We start from the raw sequence: 16074 nt of genomic DNA, 5'->3' as shown, positions 1-16074 counted from the left end.
TGCGCCTGTAAAATGACGCTTTCGATCTACGATCTTTCTTCCAGATAACCGTTCAGATCCTTCCGCAAATCCTCGAATATCTCCGCTGTGTCCGGATTTTCGGACTGAAATGACATCATTTGCTTTAAATATCCCTGCTCTTTTGCAATCCGCAGGCTTTCCGGATAAACGAGTTCAAATGTCAGTGACCCGTGCGCTACGATGTAATCTGCGGGACATTTTTTCAGCTTGCGAAGCACGGCATGATGCTCGTAAAATGCCTGCATAACTTCCGGCGTGATTGCCGAACGGAGAATGTCTTTGGTCTGAAAGCCATACACTTCCTCCATTGGCGTATCGCAGATCACCCGGAAAATGTCGACCTTGTCCGCATCCCGCAGAATTTGGCAAAACATCCGTGTCCGTTCATCCAGTCCCTTCTGAATCCGGTACGCACTGTGTTCCCCAATGGCTATGCGAAGCGTCTGCAATATATCGGATAACGGTATATCCTCACTCTGGGCAGTGGGGGACTCATTCGCTCCCCCCATCGACCGCCACGTCCTCGCGTCAGCAACTAATTCTGTCGTCGATATCTCCGGCACATAATCCGCGATCAATCCATCGTCATAAAGCAGCTCCACCGCAAACCTTGCATGATCAATGGACTGCGCATCCGAAAATGTATTGTACCGGCGCAACTGCTCGAATCTTCCGACGTCATGCAGCATCCCGCTAAGCCACGCAAGGTCAACCTCTGCCGCCGAAAGCTCCAGAGACTGCGCAATCTGCTCACACAGATTGGCAACGCGGTAGGTATGATCGATCTTTAATTTGATTTTCGGATTTGTACTGTCATAACGGTCGGTATATTCCTGAAAGGTCTTTTTTATATGTTCACGGTTTATTTTCATTGTCATCCTCTTTTCTCTTGTTGTATTACCAAAAGGAAAAGACACAGCAAAAATAACAAAACTATCTTTGCTGTGTCAAGCTATTCCAATTCATTCTGCTGATCCGGCTATGCCTGCGCTTTCATCTGTGCGTTCAAAGTTGCAGACCGGCTTATCTATTTCGAAATGTCCGCTCTCATGAGAACAGATCAAAAATATCCATAGAGTCCGCCACGCCATCTACGACATTACCGATCACACTGCCACGATCAGCCTTTACTGGGAATCATTTTGGCGATTCGTCCGGCAAATTCGGCAAAGTTCTGTGTCTGCAGAATGACGCGTCCCGGACCGGTGAGCTTGGTAAGGAATAAACCCTCACCGCCAAGGAAGATATTCTTCAGCCCCTTGACCATCTCGATCTCGTATGCCATTCCCTTCTGAAATGCAACGACATTTCCGGTATCAACCTTGAGAACCTCGCCCGGTGCCAGATCCTTGATGACCTTATCGCCATCGATCTCCAGAAATGCCATTCCCTCTCCACTGATCTCCTCGAGAATAAATCCCTCACCACCGAAAAGACCGGAAGAAAACTTCTTGGTCAGTGTAACGTTTAAGTTGACCGTTGGCTCTGCGCAGAGAAATGCTCCCTTCTGGCAGATCATTCCACCGGACTCACCGACATTGAGCGGCATAACCTCACCTGCCACCGTAGAGGCAAATGCAATCGTTGCTCCCGGCTTGCTTGCGGTATAGTTTGCCATGAAGAGTGATTCCCCCGCAAACATTCTGCCAACGCCTTTAAACAGACCGCCTCTGGTATTGGTATCCATCTCGACACCATCTGACATCCATGCCATTCCTCCGGACTGTGTATACATGGATTCTCCCGGCTGATCAAATAAAATTTCCACCGCCGGCATGGTATTTCCTACGATTTTGTACTGCATTTTCCTACCTTTCCCTATACAACAATTGTTGTATTAGTACATGTGTCTCTAAACATACTTATGCGTTATCATGTTACGTATGCTTATAGTGTACCATAAAGGTGTCTGTTTGACCATCCCGGATTCTGTACAATTCAGGAATGTCACAGGTATTACTCCGCAGTACAAAATGAACGTGTTCTTTATTTTCAAATAAGGTGCGGGTACCGCAATGCTTGTTAAAATCCGGCTTATACTGTTCTCTAATTTAACTATATGCACGGATTCACTTTCTTATTGTTCTAATTCAACAGCAGAAGCGGATCCACTGCCTTGTCATTTTCTTTTACCTGGAAGAAAAGATTGCTTCCTTCCTCGCTGAAATATTTGGTCGGTGCTGCAACATTTCCCAGGAGCTGACCTTCCTTGATCTCATCTCCCTTTTTCACCTTGATGTTTTTCAACTGACCGTAGGTGATCTTATAATTGCTTCCGATATCTGTCGTAACCATTGTGCCGGTGACGTCATCCTTGCTGATCTCCGTCACGGTTCCTGCCGCTGACGCTATAACCTTAGTTCCTTCATCTGCGGATATCTCGATTGCCGGGTTGCTTTTATACTGTGCCAACGTCTTAAAATAAATATTGTTGCTTTGGCTGAATTTCATCAATACATCGCCCTTGACCGGCCAGCTTAATCCCTTTTCCTCATTAAAGGTTCGCTGTGACGCTGACATCATGGTCGCTTTGGATGATTTTCTGGCTGTGGTCTGCTTTTTGTTCGCTTTCACTTCCACATTCTTTTTGTTTTTGGCTGTTGTTGGCTTTGCTGCATTCATCGTGGTGCTTGCCTGCTTGCTGTCATTCCCTGTGATGTCCTGTGCATCCGCTTCCCACTTTTTGTTGATCGCCGCCTCCCCGGCTGTTGTTGCCACCGGCTGCTCTGCGAGCTTGCTGTTCCCGGTATTTCCGGTTTTCTGTGTCTGAAAATATGCTGTTCCCAGCACAGCAGCGCATGCAAGTACAGCGCACGCTGCTACATAAAAGCTTTTCTTTGACTGCGAGTTCTGATTTTTAAAATCATTGCGTGTGTATTTCATCCTGTCCCTCCATTCTGAGACGCTGCCGCCTCTTTTCATAAAAACCTTATTCTTTTCCCAGCCCATAAGCTTCGGGCTGCAGGTACAAAGGCGCACCTATAAAAGAAAGAAAAGCATCTCAAATCTATCGAGATGCTTTCCGATATCTTCTGTTTTTATTTTTGACAGGCATTTTTGAATTTATTCAATGACTTTAAAAATCTGTCGGATCATTTTCCTGCTGAACCGCTGTCTCCTGTGACACCGCCGTCGACATATCCGCTTTGCTCTGCGGTGGCATGCTGTCTGCCTCCTGTGCCATCGGTGGATTCGCATTACTCTGTGGTGACATGCTGTTGCTGTCTGCATTCTGCGGTGTCTGTGAATTCGCATTACCCTGCGGTGGCACAGTATATCCCGGCTGTGGCACCATATTGCGATAATTCATCTGTGTATGCACATATACTTTCTTTTCATGGTAATAGATCACACTGGTGTCTGCCAGCAGATCGTGAATCCCACGGTGCTCCTTCTGCGCAAGGATCAGCAGATAGCCGAGATTCATAATAACCCCTGACAGAAAGCGACCGATGCTCTCACGGTACAGCACCTCAAAAAACGTCATTTTACGATCCTCTGTGCTGACCACACGAAGCTGGAATAGCTTTTTGCCAAGCGTTGCGCCTGTGTAATAGGTCATCAGCACGAAGTAGAGTACCGTCAGCAGATAGCAGACGATATCCACGATCGAATACTGAAAAATAAAATTCCGTACCAGAACATTATCCGGATTATTCAGCGATACAAACCACATGGGTACCCGAATCACGGCTAATGCAACACTGACGATGATCATGTCTATCAGGAATGCCGTCAGACGTACGAAAAATCCGGCATATACCTGATCCTTCGTATTAGTCTGCATAATACATCAACACTCCTTTTCCCTTATTTTCAACAATGTCGACTGCCAGCTCACTGTCAGACTTTGGCATTATCTTCTGTACAGATCCCATCAGACCGGAAAGAAAATCAGAGCCGGAACTCTTGGCAACATCATAAACAACGTCCTTGCCGAGCTTATTTTCCTTCCGGATCAGTGCCTTCAGCTCATCCTCGGAACCGATCTCGTCCACAAGACCTTTCTCCTTCGCCTGCTTTGCCGAATAAATACGACCATCAGCAATCTTCTTGACCGTATTGATATCCAGTCCACGTCCTTCGCTGACAATTCCGGCAAACTGGTCGTACGCCTCGTCAACAAGACTCTGCAGAATATCGCGCTGCTCACCGGTCAGATCAAGTCCGCCGGAACCCATAGACTTATTCTTACCACTTGTAATATCAATTTCCTTGATACCAAGCTTATCGTAGAGCTTCTTGTAATTGGTCAGGGATACGATCACACCGATGGAGCCGGTCCATGTATTACGGTTGGTATAGATCTTATCTGCTGCCATGGAGATATAGTATGCACCGGAGCAAGCCTGCGATCCAAAGTATGCGTATACCGGTCGCTTTGTTTTCTCCTTGTACTCCATCAGCTTCAGATAAAGCTCATCGCTCTCGTACACTGTTCCACCCGGGCTGTTCACATATAAAAGGATCGCTTTATTGTTCTTTGATTTTTCAAGCTGATCAACATAGTTCATATAAAGATCATGGTTGTACTGTCCGTCATCTGATCCGGTCAGGCTGACACTTCTGGAAGAGCTTGCCTGTATAGTACCTACAATATTAAGAACTCCAACAAAATCGTTTGTCGGAAGGGTAATCTCTTCCTCTGACTTTCCCCAGATACTGCTCAGCACATCCGTAGTATTTTTCTTGTCTTCGGTTGCTGCAGTCAGCTTTGACTGAACCACATTAGAGAGAATCCCTGTTGCACATACCGCAATAAATACGGCACCTGCCACAACGATTCCGATTAACTGTTTCTTCTTCATAATGCCTCCTACATGTTTCGTCAGATCTTAGAATATCCAAAACTATTTACGATCGCATCAAGCTTCTGTTTCTGATCACAGAACGGACAGGAACCCGGACGGTATGTCGCATAGTCTGGGATATCACTGGTGGTGAAGATGGAATCCACATCCACGCCTCCCACATTATCTACAGCAGAGAACAATGCGGATACACCCTCTACGATACCGCCATAGTAGCTGATACCATCAATACTCTGCTGAATCGTCTTACCCGTGGTTGCACTTGCAATCAATACCACAACATGCTTATGTAATACCATCGGCTCTACATTCTCACGGAAAATGATCTGACCACTGGAGTTGATCTCCGGCGTAATTACATTGACACACTCATGCGAATTGAGTGACATGATTCCCGCTGCTGTAAGCTCCTCCGCAAGATAAGCTCCGATGACTTCGCACCCATCCATACAAACAATCGCATCAACCGCAGTCGTGTGACGATATTTCTTAACCATTTCCTTTGCCACAAGCTGTGCCTCGGTATGACGGTATTTGATCGGCGTCATATCCAGATAATAATTGATGTGCGAATGATTTGTTGCAAAATGTCCCGGGATCGCCTTTAACTCGATCTTACGATTGCACTTTGCAGGAATCTTAATAATGTTGTCCATACTCATTGTGTCCACCTTCCCTTCTTTTCATAACTGCCCTATGCAAACACAATGCATAGGGCAGCGATACAATGTTTCATAAACTGAAACGGTTATTTAATTATTCGTGATCCTCAGGTACTTCTACTTTTACCTTCTCAAGATGCCAGATTTCCTTTGCATACTCCTCAATGGTACGATCCGATGTGAACTTACCACTCTTAGATACGTTCAGAAGTGCTGATCTGGCCCAGCCTTCCTCATCGCGATATGCTTCCTCTACTCTCTTCTGTGCATCTGCGTAAGAACGGAAATCCTTGAGGATAAAGTACATATCCGGACGTCCTCCGTTGCCATCAAGCAGGGAGTTGTAGATATCACGGAACTCATCAAGATTGCCTGATGCATAAGTACCGTCAACAAGCTGTGTCATTACGGCACGGATATCAGAATCGATGTTGTAGATATCGCGTGGATTGTACTGACCATTCTGCTCATATGCGATAACCTCATCGGAAGAAAGACCGAAGATAAATGCATTCTCCTCGCCAACCTCGTCAACAATCTCTACATTGGCTCCGTCCATTGTTCCCAGTGTCAGCGCACCATTAAGCATGAACTTCATGTTACCGGTACCGGATGCTTCCTTGCTGGCAGTAGAAATCTGCTCAGATACATCAGCAGCCGCAAAGATGATCTCTGCATTGGATACACGATAGTTCTCAATAAATACAACCTTGATCTTATCCTTGATGTCTTTATCGTTGTTGATCACATCACCAACACTGTTGATCAGCTTAATGATTGATTTTGCTCTGTGATAACCGGCAGATGCCTTAGCTCCGAAGATGAAAGTACGTGGATAGAAGTCCATATCCGGATTCTTCTTCAGCTCGTTATACAGATACATAATATGAAGAATATTCAAAAGCTGACGCTTATATTCGTGAAGTCTCTTAACCTGTACATCAAAGATGGAACGAGGATTTACCTCTACACCGTTGTGCTCCTTGATGTATTTTGCAAGACGAACCTTGTTCTGATACTTGATGTTCATGAACTCCTTACGGCTCAGCTCATCGTCTGCATAAATGCCAAGCTCGTTGATATGTGCCAGATTTGTGATCCAGTCATCACCGATCTTCTTAGTCACCCAATCGGCCAGAAGCGGGTTGCCGTGAAGCAGGAATCGTCTCTGTGTGATACCGTTTGTCTTGTTGTTGAACTTCTCCGGCATCATCAGATAGAAATCCTTAAGCTCCTGATTCTTGAGAATCTCTGTATGAAGCTTTGCAACACCGTTTACAGAGAAACTTGCTGCAATTGCCAGATGAGCCATCTTAACCTGACCATCATAAATAATAGCCATCTTCTCAACCTTGCTGTTATCTCCCGGATAAGCAGCCTGAATCTGAAGAATGAAACGGCGGTTGATCTCCTCTGTAATCTGATAAATACGAGGAAGCAGTCTTGAGAACAGCTCGAGTGGCCATTTCTCCAGTGCCTCTGACATGATCGTATGGTTTGTATATGCACATGTCTTATTAGTAATGCTCCATGCCTCATCCCACTCAAGACCATAATCATCTACGAGAATACGCATCAACTCAGATACTGTTACGGTTGGATGTGTATCATTTAACTGGAAACATACCTTCTCGTAAATCTTACGGATATCGTCATGCTTCTCCATGTATTTTGCAACGGCTCTCTGAACACTTGCAGATACGAAGAAATACTGCTGTTTCAGACGAAGCTCTTTACCTGCCATATGGTTATCATTCGGATAAAGCACCTCGCAGATGTACGTGCCAGATTCTGCTGCTCTACTGCCTTCTGATAATCACCCTTGTCAAAGGAATCCAGATTGAAGGTATCAATTGCCTCCGCATCCCAGATACGAAGTGTATTTACTACATTATTGTTATATCCAACAACCGGCAGATCGTAAGGCACTGCCAAAACTGACTGGTAGTTCTCCTGTACGAACTTGTCTCTGCCAAACTCGTCTTTGCGCATTGCTACATAGCCGCCAAATTTAACCTCGACAGCGTACTCAGGACGCTTGATCTCGAATGGATTGCCATTCTTAAGCCAGTCATCCGGCTTCTCAATCTGATAACCATTCTCAATAACCTGCTTAAACATACCATATTTATAACGGATACCACATCCATATGCCGGATAGCCCAGCGTAGAAAGAGAATCCAGGAAACATGCTGCAAGACGTCCAAGTCCACCGTTACCAAGTGCGGCATCCGGCTCCTGATCCTCAATAACATCCAGATTCATTCCAAGCTCCTCAACAGCTTCCTTGATTGCCTGATTGCCTTTGAGGTTAATAATAATGTTTCCTAATGCACGTCCTGTCAAAAACTCCATGGACAGATAGTAAACCGTCTTTACATCCTGCTCTTCATAAGTCTTATGAGTTGCCATCCACTGGTCTACCACAATATCCTTTACCGCATAAGAAACTGCCTGAAACTTCTCCTGATCGTTTGCCTCTTTGATGGATTTACGGAACAAGACCTTTGCATAATTCTCAATGTCTTTTTTGAATTCTTCCTTGTTAATTTCGTTCATTCGTAGTATCCTCCCTGAAATTATCTACTTAAAGATTCTATTCATAGTCACCATATCATCATATACTATAAAAGTCAAAAAATCAACGAATGGTATGCAATTTCTTGATAAAATAACCTGATTTATACAACGGTTTCCCACGTTTTTGACATACGTAACATTATTTTGAATAAAATATATCAAAATTGTATTTCGTCCTGTGCATCAGGCATTTTCCTGATCACATCCATATGAGGAGACTCTTATGTTTTCATTTCATATCCCTTTCCGAGCAGCCTTTCGTCACCCATTCCACTGTTTATACCGCATTCCTGCGCTGCTTATCCTGCTTGCACTCTCATTTTCCCTTACCGGCTGTCACAAAAATGAGCTTCCCGCCAAAGAAAAGGAGCTTGACTTTACCGTGGTCGCAGGAACGGATATCCCTGCCGAGCTGCAGGAGCTCATCGATGAACGTCTGAAGGATCCGTTTGAACTGACCTACTCCGACGGCACATGCCTTTATATCGTCAAGGGCTATGGCTGTCAGCAGACAGAAGGCTACAACATTACAGTCAATAACTTCTATCAGTCAGCAGACGGACTCGTTTTTGACACAGAGCTGACCGGTCCCCACAAAAATGAAGAAATCAGCCAGTCCCAGACATATCCTTATATTGTGATCAAAACAGAATTTATTGATGCACCTGTTACCTTTTCATAAAATATTCATACATTTCTAACTTTTACAACATTGAATCCCCTCCCCTTATTTTGTAAAATAAACAAAAGTATTACATTTATTTGCCGAATTACAGAAAAGGAGCTTATACTATGCCAGCATTTCCATGGAAATATCAGTTATCTGATCACTCCTGTGCCATCGAAGCAGGGGATCTCTTAAACAAATATACAAACTGTCCGGGTACACCGCTTCAGATCGAAGCGGTTACCGACAGCACTCTACGCATCCACGCAAGAACACAGAAGTCCTTTGCAGTCGAGACAGCCCCGTCTTCAACCGGTACTCTGCAGCTTGTCGAAGCTGCTTCCGGCGATTCAGCAGAGACGTCTGTTCTTGTTCTTGCCACAGATTCTCTCCGCATCACCATTGATGACGCACTTCATCTGCAGATTTCCTCTTCCGATGGTACTGTTCTTTGTTCCGATTATACCGGATCTTTACAAGAAGCAGAATCTCTCACAGAGGAAGAAATTGAGCAGATGCGCCAGGAAGGACATGTTGTTCATGCCGGGGATGACGCCTGCCGTTTCCAGATTACCAAAATTTTGGTGATGAAGCTTTCTACGGTCTCGGAGACAAAACCGGTTTTCTCAATAAGATTGGCTATGACTACACCATGTGGAATACAGACAACCCTGATCCACATGTAGAGAATCCAACCTTCAAGGCACTGTACAAGTCCATTCCTTTCTTCATTGCACTGCGAAATGACTGTGTCTACGGTATCTTCTTTGATAACCACTTTAAGACAAACTTCGATATGGGATACAGTTCTACCGACTACTATTCCTTCGGTGCTGCCGACGGCGAACTTGACTACTTCTTCTTCTACGGAGACACCATCGCAGATATCATCAGTCAGTACACTGCCCTGACCGGTCGCTGTCCTCTGCCTCAGCTCTGGACCCTTGGCTACCATCAGTCCCGCTGGGGTTACTCCTCACAGCAGGAGGTTCTTGATCTGGCTCAGAATTTCATTGACAATGATCTTCCCTGCGATGTCATCCATATGGATATTGACTACATGGATAACTACAAGGTGTTCACTGTGGACAAGAACCGTTTCCCGGATCTGACAGCCCTCAGTGACGTTCTCCACCAGAAAGGTATCCGTCTGGTTACTATTATCGATCCGGGCACCAAAGTTGAGAATGGATACCACATGTATGAGGAAGGTATTAAAAACAACTACTTTGCTCAGACTCCGGACGGAGAAGTCTACGAAAACGTTGTATGGCCGGGAGACTCTGTGTTCCCTGATTACACCTCCTCCATTGTCCGCAACTGGTGGGGAAGTCAGACAAAGTTCCTGTTAGATCAGGGAATCTCCGGTATCTGGAATGATATGAACGAACCTGCCAGCTTCCGTGGACCTTTACCGGATGATGTGGTCTTCCCGGGGGATGACATGCCTCGTCAGCACAAAGAGGTCCACAATGTATTTGGTCATCTTATGGCAAAGGCAACCTACGAGGGTATTAAAAAGAACAGCGGAAAACGTCCTTTTGTCATAACCAGAGCCTGCTATAGCGGCACACAGAAATACTCCACAGCATGGACCGGTGACAACCAGAGTATCTGGGCACACCTTAAACTTTCCATTCCTCAGTTACTTAACCTCGGCATGTCCGGTATGCCTTTCGTAGGAACCGACATCGGCGGATTTGGTTCCAATACAAATCCGGAGCTTCTTAGCCGTTGGATCCAGGCAAGCTGCTTTGCACCACTTTTCCGTAATCACTGTGCTAAATTCTCCCGCTGCCAGGAACCATGGCAGTTCGACAAACAGACGCTTGATATCTATCGCACCTATGTGCGCTTAAGATATCGGTTCATTCCGTATCTGTATGATCTGTTCTACGAGGAGTCCCGCACCGGTATGCCAATCATCCGACCTCTCGTCATGCATTACCAGAGCGACCCTGAGGTACGCGAATGCAATGATGAATATCTGGTCGGCGACCGCATCCTTGTTGCTCCGGTCACGGACCAGGGAGTGCATGTCAAAGCTGTTTATCTTCCGCAGGGAACCTGGATAGACTACTGGACAAAGGAGCGCATCTCAGGTGGCAAATACATCCTCCGCGATGCTCCGATCGATGTTTGTCCGATCTACATCAAAGGCGACAGCATCATCCCGGCATGGCCACAGCTTGATCATATTCCGGATGGCGGTTCCGAAGAACTGATTCTGGAATATTATCCGGCTTCTGCCGATTCTTCAAAATATGTCCACTATCAGGACAATGGTGCTGACTTCGCCTACGAGGCCGGAGAATACAACCTCTATCGGTTCCGGGCGGACAAAGATGGAGAACTCTCTGTCTCCATGGAACACGAGGGATATGAGCACCATTACGAAACATTACGCGTGGAAGTGTATTAATGTATTATCTCATCCGGTACATAGCAGGTATGTGATATCCGCAAATGAAACGATATCACCCACCCGGCAAAGTACCGGATGTTCTTTTATCAGACGTTTTCGATTCAGAAACACTCCATTCACCGAGGAAAGATCGGTCAGATAAATTCCATCTTCACCAGTCTCCAGCCGTGCATGCTGCCAGCTCACCTGGGCTGCCGGTATCACAACGTCACTCTCCAAACCTCTCCCCACTACCAGCATCTCCCGGTCAAGCTCCACTCTTTCCGGCACATAAGAATATTTTGATGTGTTTTTAAGATAATACGGAAACACCTCCTTTCGACTCTTTTTTCTCTTTGATATCGGTGTTGCTGCGACTTTTCCGGATAACTTCTTCCGTGTATCACTATTCCTCCTTATATCACTTGAAAAGCTATCTCTACCGGCAACCGTTTCTACAACTGTCTGAACTGCCCCATCCGCTTTTGATGGATCTGTTTCTAACGGCGGCAGGTCTTCTTTTCCTCGATGCATTTCCTCACTTTGATACCCCTCCCTTTTTCCTCCACCACGTTCTTTGCCATATTCTTTCAGATAGGCATCCAGTTCTGAAATATAAAACTCCCTCTCCCGGATCCGGTCATACAGACCATATACAAATGTCCTCCCTTCCTTGTCCCGGTGATCGGTCACTGTCAGAAGATATTCGCACAAAGATTGCATCTGTTTTCCCAAAAGCTCCTGTCTTCCCGGAAAATAGCAAAACGAGAATTCCTTCACATCCGGATTCCAGAAAATGTACTCCGGCTGCATCAGAAAGTGATCCGGATTCAAAAAAAACTTTTCACTTTGGTGACAACACTGACAGATATCACTGCACAACTGATATGCCGTCGTATAATTTAGTTTGTTTTTTTCTAATAACCCGGAAAGCGAAAGCTTGCCACGAACCAAATAATAATAAATGCACTGATTATCCACATATCGAAGCTGCAATGGCACAATTCCCGCAACCTCATTATGCAGAAGCATCTTAATATCAAGCTGCTCTCCGTAATCCTCCGCTCCCTCTACCACCAGAGATCCACTCTCCTCCCGAAGCTCCCAGCTATCCCGGCTCGTTCCTGCCATGCTCCGTTCCCTCCTTTCCTTTGATCCGCAATGCTTTTTCCGGCTGTACTGCAGAAATGCTATGCGTTATATTACTCTGAAAACGATTTCCTAAAAACATCTGCATTACCGGCATGTGCCATACTGCCGATGCCGACAGCCTGCCTTTGACCACCAATGCATTCTGTTTGATATCCAACTGATCCACCGCTGCGATCCAGAGGCATTTCTGTATCTTTTCTTCCCAGTCATCGAGCTCCGCTTTCCAGTCAGCTCCTTCTTCTGCCAGCGATTGCAAAATCATTTCCTGCAGCATGCCGTCCATCACCATCTGATCATGCAGATAAAACAGTTGAAACATCCACGCATACATAATCCCCAGTACCATAGGAACAATAAATGCAGCCTCCACCGTGTAACTTCCATCCCACATGTAACGATTCATTCCTCTCACTTCCTCCTCATACCGTTAATTAATTTTAATAACAACCGCTACGAAAGCGTTATCTGCTGCCAGAGCATCGTCAAATATCCCAACAGCAAAAATGGCAGAAATGGTATCCTCGTCTTTCTCTTTTTACGCAGGAACGCCACCAGAAAAACTGCCACCGCAAATGCATAAAACAGGCTGTACGCCATGAAACAGATTCCCTGTTCCATGCCTGCTGCCATAACCAACATCCCCATTACGATCCCATCTGCCCTGCCAATCTGTCCCTGTGTCAGGACACTTGCCGTATACAGAATAACCGCTACAAGCACGCCGGGAAGAAACTGTGTCATAATTCTTTCACCCGAAAATTCTCCTGACATCAGTGTCCAGATCAAAATATAAACACCCATTCCCCAGACAAGCGGCATCCAGACCTTTTTCCAAAGGCAGTCCATCACAGCACAAATCCCCATTATAACGATCACTCCCACATTCCATCCAATTTCCGTCACTCTGTTGTTTCCTTTCTATTCCCACATTTGCTGCAAGGCGGCAGACTGCCCGTCTTCGACCGGCGAACTGACCGGACGGTTCTCTTTAATTTGGGACAATCTTCCCGAATATGATACCGTTCCCCGTATGAAGCATAGTAAACATGCATTCCTGCCGGCTGCGTTTCCGACCGGCAACAGCTCTCACACGGATAATAAATTCCACCTGACTGGTTCCGTTTTCTTTTCAATACGAACACCGTATCCTGCCTGATCCTCGGTCGCAGATAAGTACATTCGCGGTCCATATGGTATACCCGTCCATTCTCTGCGATATAAACAAAATAATCTCCCTCCTCATCCGAAACCATGCTGAGACCGGAATAATCAACCGCTGCCATCTGCTGGTACCGGTGCAGTCCAAACAATCGTGAGCCAAGAAACGGAATTCTCTGATAATAATCGGTACAGACAAACTCTTCTCCTCCCTGCTCCTCCCAACGGATCAGCACCTTCTGATCTGCTATTCCCTGCAGCGCTGATGTCCTGCTCTGTGTCATTCCATATGCCTGAACCGTCTTCAAAAGCGCCATCTGGACATTATTCTGCTTTACCGCACCGGTAAACAGACAACTAAGAGACATCAACACCAGAAATCCAAGCGGCACCACAAAGGCCGCTTCGACCGTATAGGAAGCCTGCTCCCACCGCCTTTTCATCAAACCATTCCGATTGACCATCTAATCCCCCCCTACATTTCTGTTACTGACACACTGTTTATACTGCGTCTGTTGTGTAAACCGCTGTCATCCCTCGATTCTGCCGGAAGTTATGTAGAACGCCTTCTCAAAATTATTGAAGAGAATTATACTGAATTTTTAGTTATCAAAAAGGTTTCGTTTATCAAAAAAGTTTTATTGAGAATGAACATTCTATATCTATAATATATTGGTAGGGAAAGCCTCCGATAATTTTCAATGCGTTTCATTCTATAAATTCCGCAAAGGAAGGCGTCCCACATAACCTCCGGCATACTCGACAGACCATTATCTGAAATCACATCAAGTGTATCCATACACAACACAAATTCTTCGCTGAAGCGTTCCATTACGGCTTATCTTTCCCCGTTCTGATACCAGCCCGCCCGCGAGCCCGGAAAGCAGAACCGGAATCGAATAGGTAATCTCTACCCTTGTGCTGCAGATGCATTTGTCGATGGAAAAGGTCTGGTTAAACTGCTCACGCAGATCAAACTGGATCACATCCAAGGTTCTCTGATAAAGATCCTCCCAGGTATTCATCAGAAGCATAAGCCAGAGATACTGCATGTATCCCAGCCCACTTCTCATATCTGTCAACCGCGTCGCACTTTCTGCTTTGGGATAATTCTGTGCTTTCGCACGAAACAGTGCCTTCCCGGCTGTACAGATCTGGGCATACTTCATCTGGAAGCTGCTCTGATTCTTAAGGACAGGAACTCTTCTGCCCAGCAGTAATGCCGTGACATCCACGCAGGCTTCTTCCATGGCAAGCACCAGCAATATGCCGTGCTGAATCACCGGAATAAATGCTTCTGCCATCAGCATTGCTGCCAAGGCTGTCGCTGTCTCCAGGCTCTGTGAGAGCAGGATCGGATCCTTTTCGACATACAGAAAATTGATCAATGCGCGCATTGTAAACAAACGACTGACAACGGATGCAAAAGCATCCTTCTGACTGCTTTTCCCACTGACTAAATACTCCAGACCATACGGAACCGCCTCTCCCTGATGGGAAATATACGATCCCAGCTTGTCCATCGCATACACGATCAATTCACCCTTTTTCTTCTGATCATCCAGCATTTCATCGTTCCACATAGAATCCGACTGCGCAAGAAACTTCTTAAGTATACCTGTTCCCGACTTTCCTTTTGTCCATTCCAGCTCCTCATTCTCCATCGCAGAAGCCTCCCTTGCCTCAAGCTGACGTTCACAGAAGGCGGATTCATCGCATACCAGAGACAGTACACCATCCCTCATCAGCTCTTTAACAAACTCCAGCGGATTCTCTTTATCCCTATTTCCACTCTCATTTTGCCTTGTGTCGGTTCCACCGTCTGCATCAGCACCGGATTTCTCCTCACCCTGATCCGCCTGCTTTGTATCCGAAGACTCTTTTTCCTTCTGCAATCGATCATTTTGTTCCATATCATCAAGAAGACCTTCTCTCTGTCCACGATCCGTTCCACGAACCTGTCCAAGCAGCGATTTGGTCATGTCCCGAAGACCTTCTGTAGTGATCCACTGACGTAGCTGCTTTCGAAAATATTTCTCCTCGGTCAGATAATGCACCTCCTCCAGCTGCGTGCTAATCGCACTCATCTGGTAGATGGAAGCATACCTCCCGGGAAGAATGCTCTTTTCCTGTGATACCGGTCGCTCCCGCAGATTGTCTGACAGAATCTCTTCATAACGTTCCAGCCAGTCCCCACCTCCTTTTCCGTTGCAGCCGCCATAGCCAAACAGACCATACTCCGTAAAAAGCTCCCTGTTATATTCTCCATACACGGCAACGTCTGCTCCATATGCCGACGTTTTCACATAACCTCCTGATCCAAAATATCTGGCACTATCCAGCGCCGCCCCGGTAAGGGTGAACAACAGCAGGAAAATAAATGTCATGAAAACAGTAATACTCCCATCCTCTATACCATTCTCTCTACATAGTGATCTCATCATTGATCGTTCCTGCCCCGTCGTCAATCTGTGAAAATGCATTACTGATAATGGTTGATATCTTATCCTTGAAAATTACGATCAACGCAATCAAAATTACAAGAATTAACACAATCTCCACTACACCAATTCCATCCTCGTTATCCCAAAATTCTTTCATAAGTCCCATATACTCACC

Annotated in this window: 15 protein-coding genes and 1 pseudogene; 3 read left to right on the top strand and 13 right to left on the bottom strand. The window is 45.8% G+C overall.

The genetic code is table 11. From position 1 onward, the window contains the following. Positions 1-26: 26 nt before the first annotated feature. The 7 genes and pseudogenes from DXA20_RS05495 to DXA20_RS05465 form a co-directional block, all read right to left on the bottom strand. Positions 27-893, bottom strand: a complete 867-nt coding sequence (locus DXA20_RS05495) for an HD domain-containing protein (RefSeq protein ID WP_118559598.1) — start codon at positions 891-893, stop codon at positions 27-29. 248 nt (positions 894-1141) lie between these two features. Beyond that, the gene (locus tag DXA20_RS05490) at positions 1142-1825 is read right to left on the bottom strand and encodes a TIGR00266 family protein (RefSeq protein ID WP_118559597.1); all 684 of its coding nucleotides are present in this window, start codon (positions 1823-1825) and stop codon (positions 1142-1144) included. A 281-nt stretch (positions 1826-2106) separates the two neighbouring features. Then, the gene (locus tag DXA20_RS05485) at positions 2107-2904 is read right to left on the bottom strand and encodes a M23 family metallopeptidase (RefSeq protein ID WP_158577149.1); all 798 of its coding nucleotides are present in this window, start codon (positions 2902-2904) and stop codon (positions 2107-2109) included. A gap of 193 nt (positions 2905-3097) precedes the next feature. Continuing rightward, positions 3098-3808 (bottom strand): RDD family protein, encoded by a 711-nt coding sequence (locus DXA20_RS05480; protein ID WP_243100545.1) that lies wholly within the window; start codon positions 3806-3808, stop codon positions 3098-3100. Beyond that, the gene (sppA, locus tag DXA20_RS05475) at positions 3798-4829 is read right to left on the bottom strand and encodes a signal peptide peptidase SppA (protein ID WP_118559594.1); all 1032 of its coding nucleotides are present in this window, start codon (positions 4827-4829) and stop codon (positions 3798-3800) included. The genes DXA20_RS05480 and sppA overlap by 11 nt, the downstream gene beginning before the upstream one ends. Before the next feature lie 20 nt (positions 4830-4849). Further along, positions 4850-5494, bottom strand: a complete 645-nt coding sequence (locus tag DXA20_RS05470; protein WP_022305562.1) for a hypothetical protein — start codon at positions 5492-5494, stop codon at positions 4850-4852. Positions 5495-5588: 94 nt separating this feature from the next. Further along, positions 5589-8053 (bottom strand): annotated as a pseudogene (locus DXA20_RS05465) (glycogen/starch/alpha-glucan phosphorylase). A gap of 244 nt (positions 8054-8297) precedes the next feature. Between DXA20_RS05465 and DXA20_RS05460 the strand changes: the two are divergent. The 3 genes from DXA20_RS05460 (at position 8298) to DXA20_RS05450 (ending at position 11163) form a co-directional block, all read left to right on the top strand. Then, on the top strand, positions 8298-8756 hold the full coding sequence (locus tag DXA20_RS05460; RefSeq protein WP_022305564.1) for a protease complex subunit PrcB family protein: 459 nt from the start codon (positions 8298-8300) through the stop codon (positions 8754-8756). 110 nt (positions 8757-8866) lie between these two features. Continuing rightward, the gene (locus DXA20_RS05455) at positions 8867-9427 is read left to right on the top strand and encodes an alpha-glucosidase domain-containing protein (protein ID WP_118559593.1); all 561 of its coding nucleotides are present in this window, start codon (positions 8867-8869) and stop codon (positions 9425-9427) included. After that, the gene (locus DXA20_RS05450) at positions 9376-11163 is read left to right on the top strand and encodes a glycoside hydrolase family 31 protein (RefSeq protein ID WP_243100547.1); all 1788 of its coding nucleotides are present in this window, start codon (positions 9376-9378) and stop codon (positions 11161-11163) included. The genes DXA20_RS05455 and DXA20_RS05450 overlap by 52 nt, the downstream gene beginning before the upstream one ends. Before the next feature lie 9 nt (positions 11164-11172). Here DXA20_RS05450 and DXA20_RS05445 read toward each other — a convergent pair whose 3' ends face one another. The 6 genes from DXA20_RS05445 to DXA20_RS05420 all read right to left on the bottom strand — a co-directional run bounded on the left by DXA20_RS05445 (position 11173) and on the right by DXA20_RS05420 (position 16065). Next, positions 11173-12276: a DUF6382 domain-containing protein gene (locus DXA20_RS05445; protein WP_118559591.1), complete on the bottom strand. Its 1104-nt coding sequence runs from the start codon at positions 12274-12276 to the stop codon at positions 11173-11175. Then, entirely contained in the window at positions 12254-12700 is a 447-nt protein-coding gene (locus DXA20_RS05440; RefSeq protein WP_147403706.1) for a hypothetical protein, read from the bottom strand. The genes DXA20_RS05445 and DXA20_RS05440 overlap by 23 nt, the downstream gene beginning before the upstream one ends. A gap of 47 nt (positions 12701-12747) precedes the next feature. After that, positions 12748-13200, bottom strand: a complete 453-nt coding sequence (locus DXA20_RS05435; RefSeq protein ID WP_118559589.1) for a hypothetical protein — start codon at positions 13198-13200, stop codon at positions 12748-12750. Then, a complete protein-coding gene (locus DXA20_RS05430) occupies positions 13197-13919 on the bottom strand; it encodes a hypothetical protein (protein ID WP_147403705.1) in 723 nt (240 codons plus the stop codon). The genes DXA20_RS05435 and DXA20_RS05430 overlap by 4 nt, the downstream gene beginning before the upstream one ends. A 321-nt stretch (positions 13920-14240) precedes the next feature. Continuing rightward, positions 14241-15899 carry a DUF5702 domain-containing protein gene (locus tag DXA20_RS05425; RefSeq protein ID WP_147403704.1) on the bottom strand — a complete coding sequence of 553 codons (1659 nt, stop codon included), beginning with the start codon at positions 15897-15899 and terminating at the stop codon, positions 14241-14243. Next, on the bottom strand, positions 15880-16065 hold the full coding sequence (locus DXA20_RS05420) for a Flp1 family type IVb pilin (protein ID WP_199877057.1): 186 nt from the start codon (positions 16063-16065) through the stop codon (positions 15880-15882). Before DXA20_RS05420 ends, DXA20_RS05425 begins: the two co-directional genes overlap by 20 nt. Between the last annotated feature and the right edge of the window lie 9 nt (positions 16066-16074).

Origin of the sequence: Roseburia sp. AM59-24XD (genome assembly GCF_003478445.1) — a bacterium.
Classification (GTDB): domain Bacteria; phylum Bacillota; class Clostridia; order Lachnospirales; family Lachnospiraceae; genus Jutongia.
The sequence above is the reverse complement of the archived record's forward strand: the minus strand, read 5'-3'. Positions and strand labels throughout refer to the sequence as shown.

Bases quoted from the DNA above. Each gene is read 5' to 3' on its own strand.
- DXA20_RS05495 (WP_118559598.1), bottom strand. From the start codon at position 893: ATGAAAATAAACCGTGAACATATAAAAAAGACCTTTCAGGAATATACC.
- DXA20_RS05490 (WP_118559597.1), bottom strand. From the start codon at position 1,825: ATGCAGTACAAAATCGTAGGAAATACCATGCCGGCGGTGGAAATTTTA.
- DXA20_RS05485 (WP_158577149.1), bottom strand. From the start codon at position 2,904: ATGAAATACACACGCAATGATTTTAAAAATCAGAACTCGCAGTCAAAG.
- DXA20_RS05480 (WP_243100545.1), bottom strand. From the start codon at position 3,808: ATGCAGACTAATACGAAGGATCAGGTATATGCCGGATTTTTCGTACGT.
- sppA (WP_118559594.1), bottom strand. From the start codon at position 4,829: ATGAAGAAGAAACAGTTAATCGGAATCGTTGTGGCAGGTGCCGTATTT.
- DXA20_RS05470 (WP_022305562.1), bottom strand. From the start codon at position 5,494: ATGAGTATGGACAACATTATTAAGATTCCTGCAAAGTGCAATCGTAAG.
- DXA20_RS05460 (WP_022305564.1), top strand. From the start codon at position 8,298: ATGTTTTCATTTCATATCCCTTTCCGAGCAGCCTTTCGTCACCCATTC.
- DXA20_RS05455 (WP_118559593.1), top strand. From the start codon at position 8,867: ATGCCAGCATTTCCATGGAAATATCAGTTATCTGATCACTCCTGTGCC.
- DXA20_RS05445 (WP_118559591.1), bottom strand. From the start codon at position 12,276: ATGGCAGGAACGAGCCGGGATAGCTGGGAGCTTCGGGAGGAGAGTGGA.
- DXA20_RS05440 (WP_147403706.1), bottom strand. From the start codon at position 12,700: ATGAATCGTTACATGTGGGATGGAAGTTACACGGTGGAGGCTGCATTT.
- DXA20_RS05430 (WP_147403705.1), bottom strand. From the start codon at position 13,919: ATGGTCAATCGGAATGGTTTGATGAAAAGGCGGTGGGAGCAGGCTTCC.
- DXA20_RS05425 (WP_147403704.1), bottom strand. From the start codon at position 15,899: ATGATGAGATCACTATGTAGAGAGAATGGTATAGAGGATGGGAGTATT.
- DXA20_RS05420 (WP_199877057.1), bottom strand. From the start codon at position 16,065: ATGGGACTTATGAAAGAATTTTGGGATAACGAGGATGGAATTGGTGTA.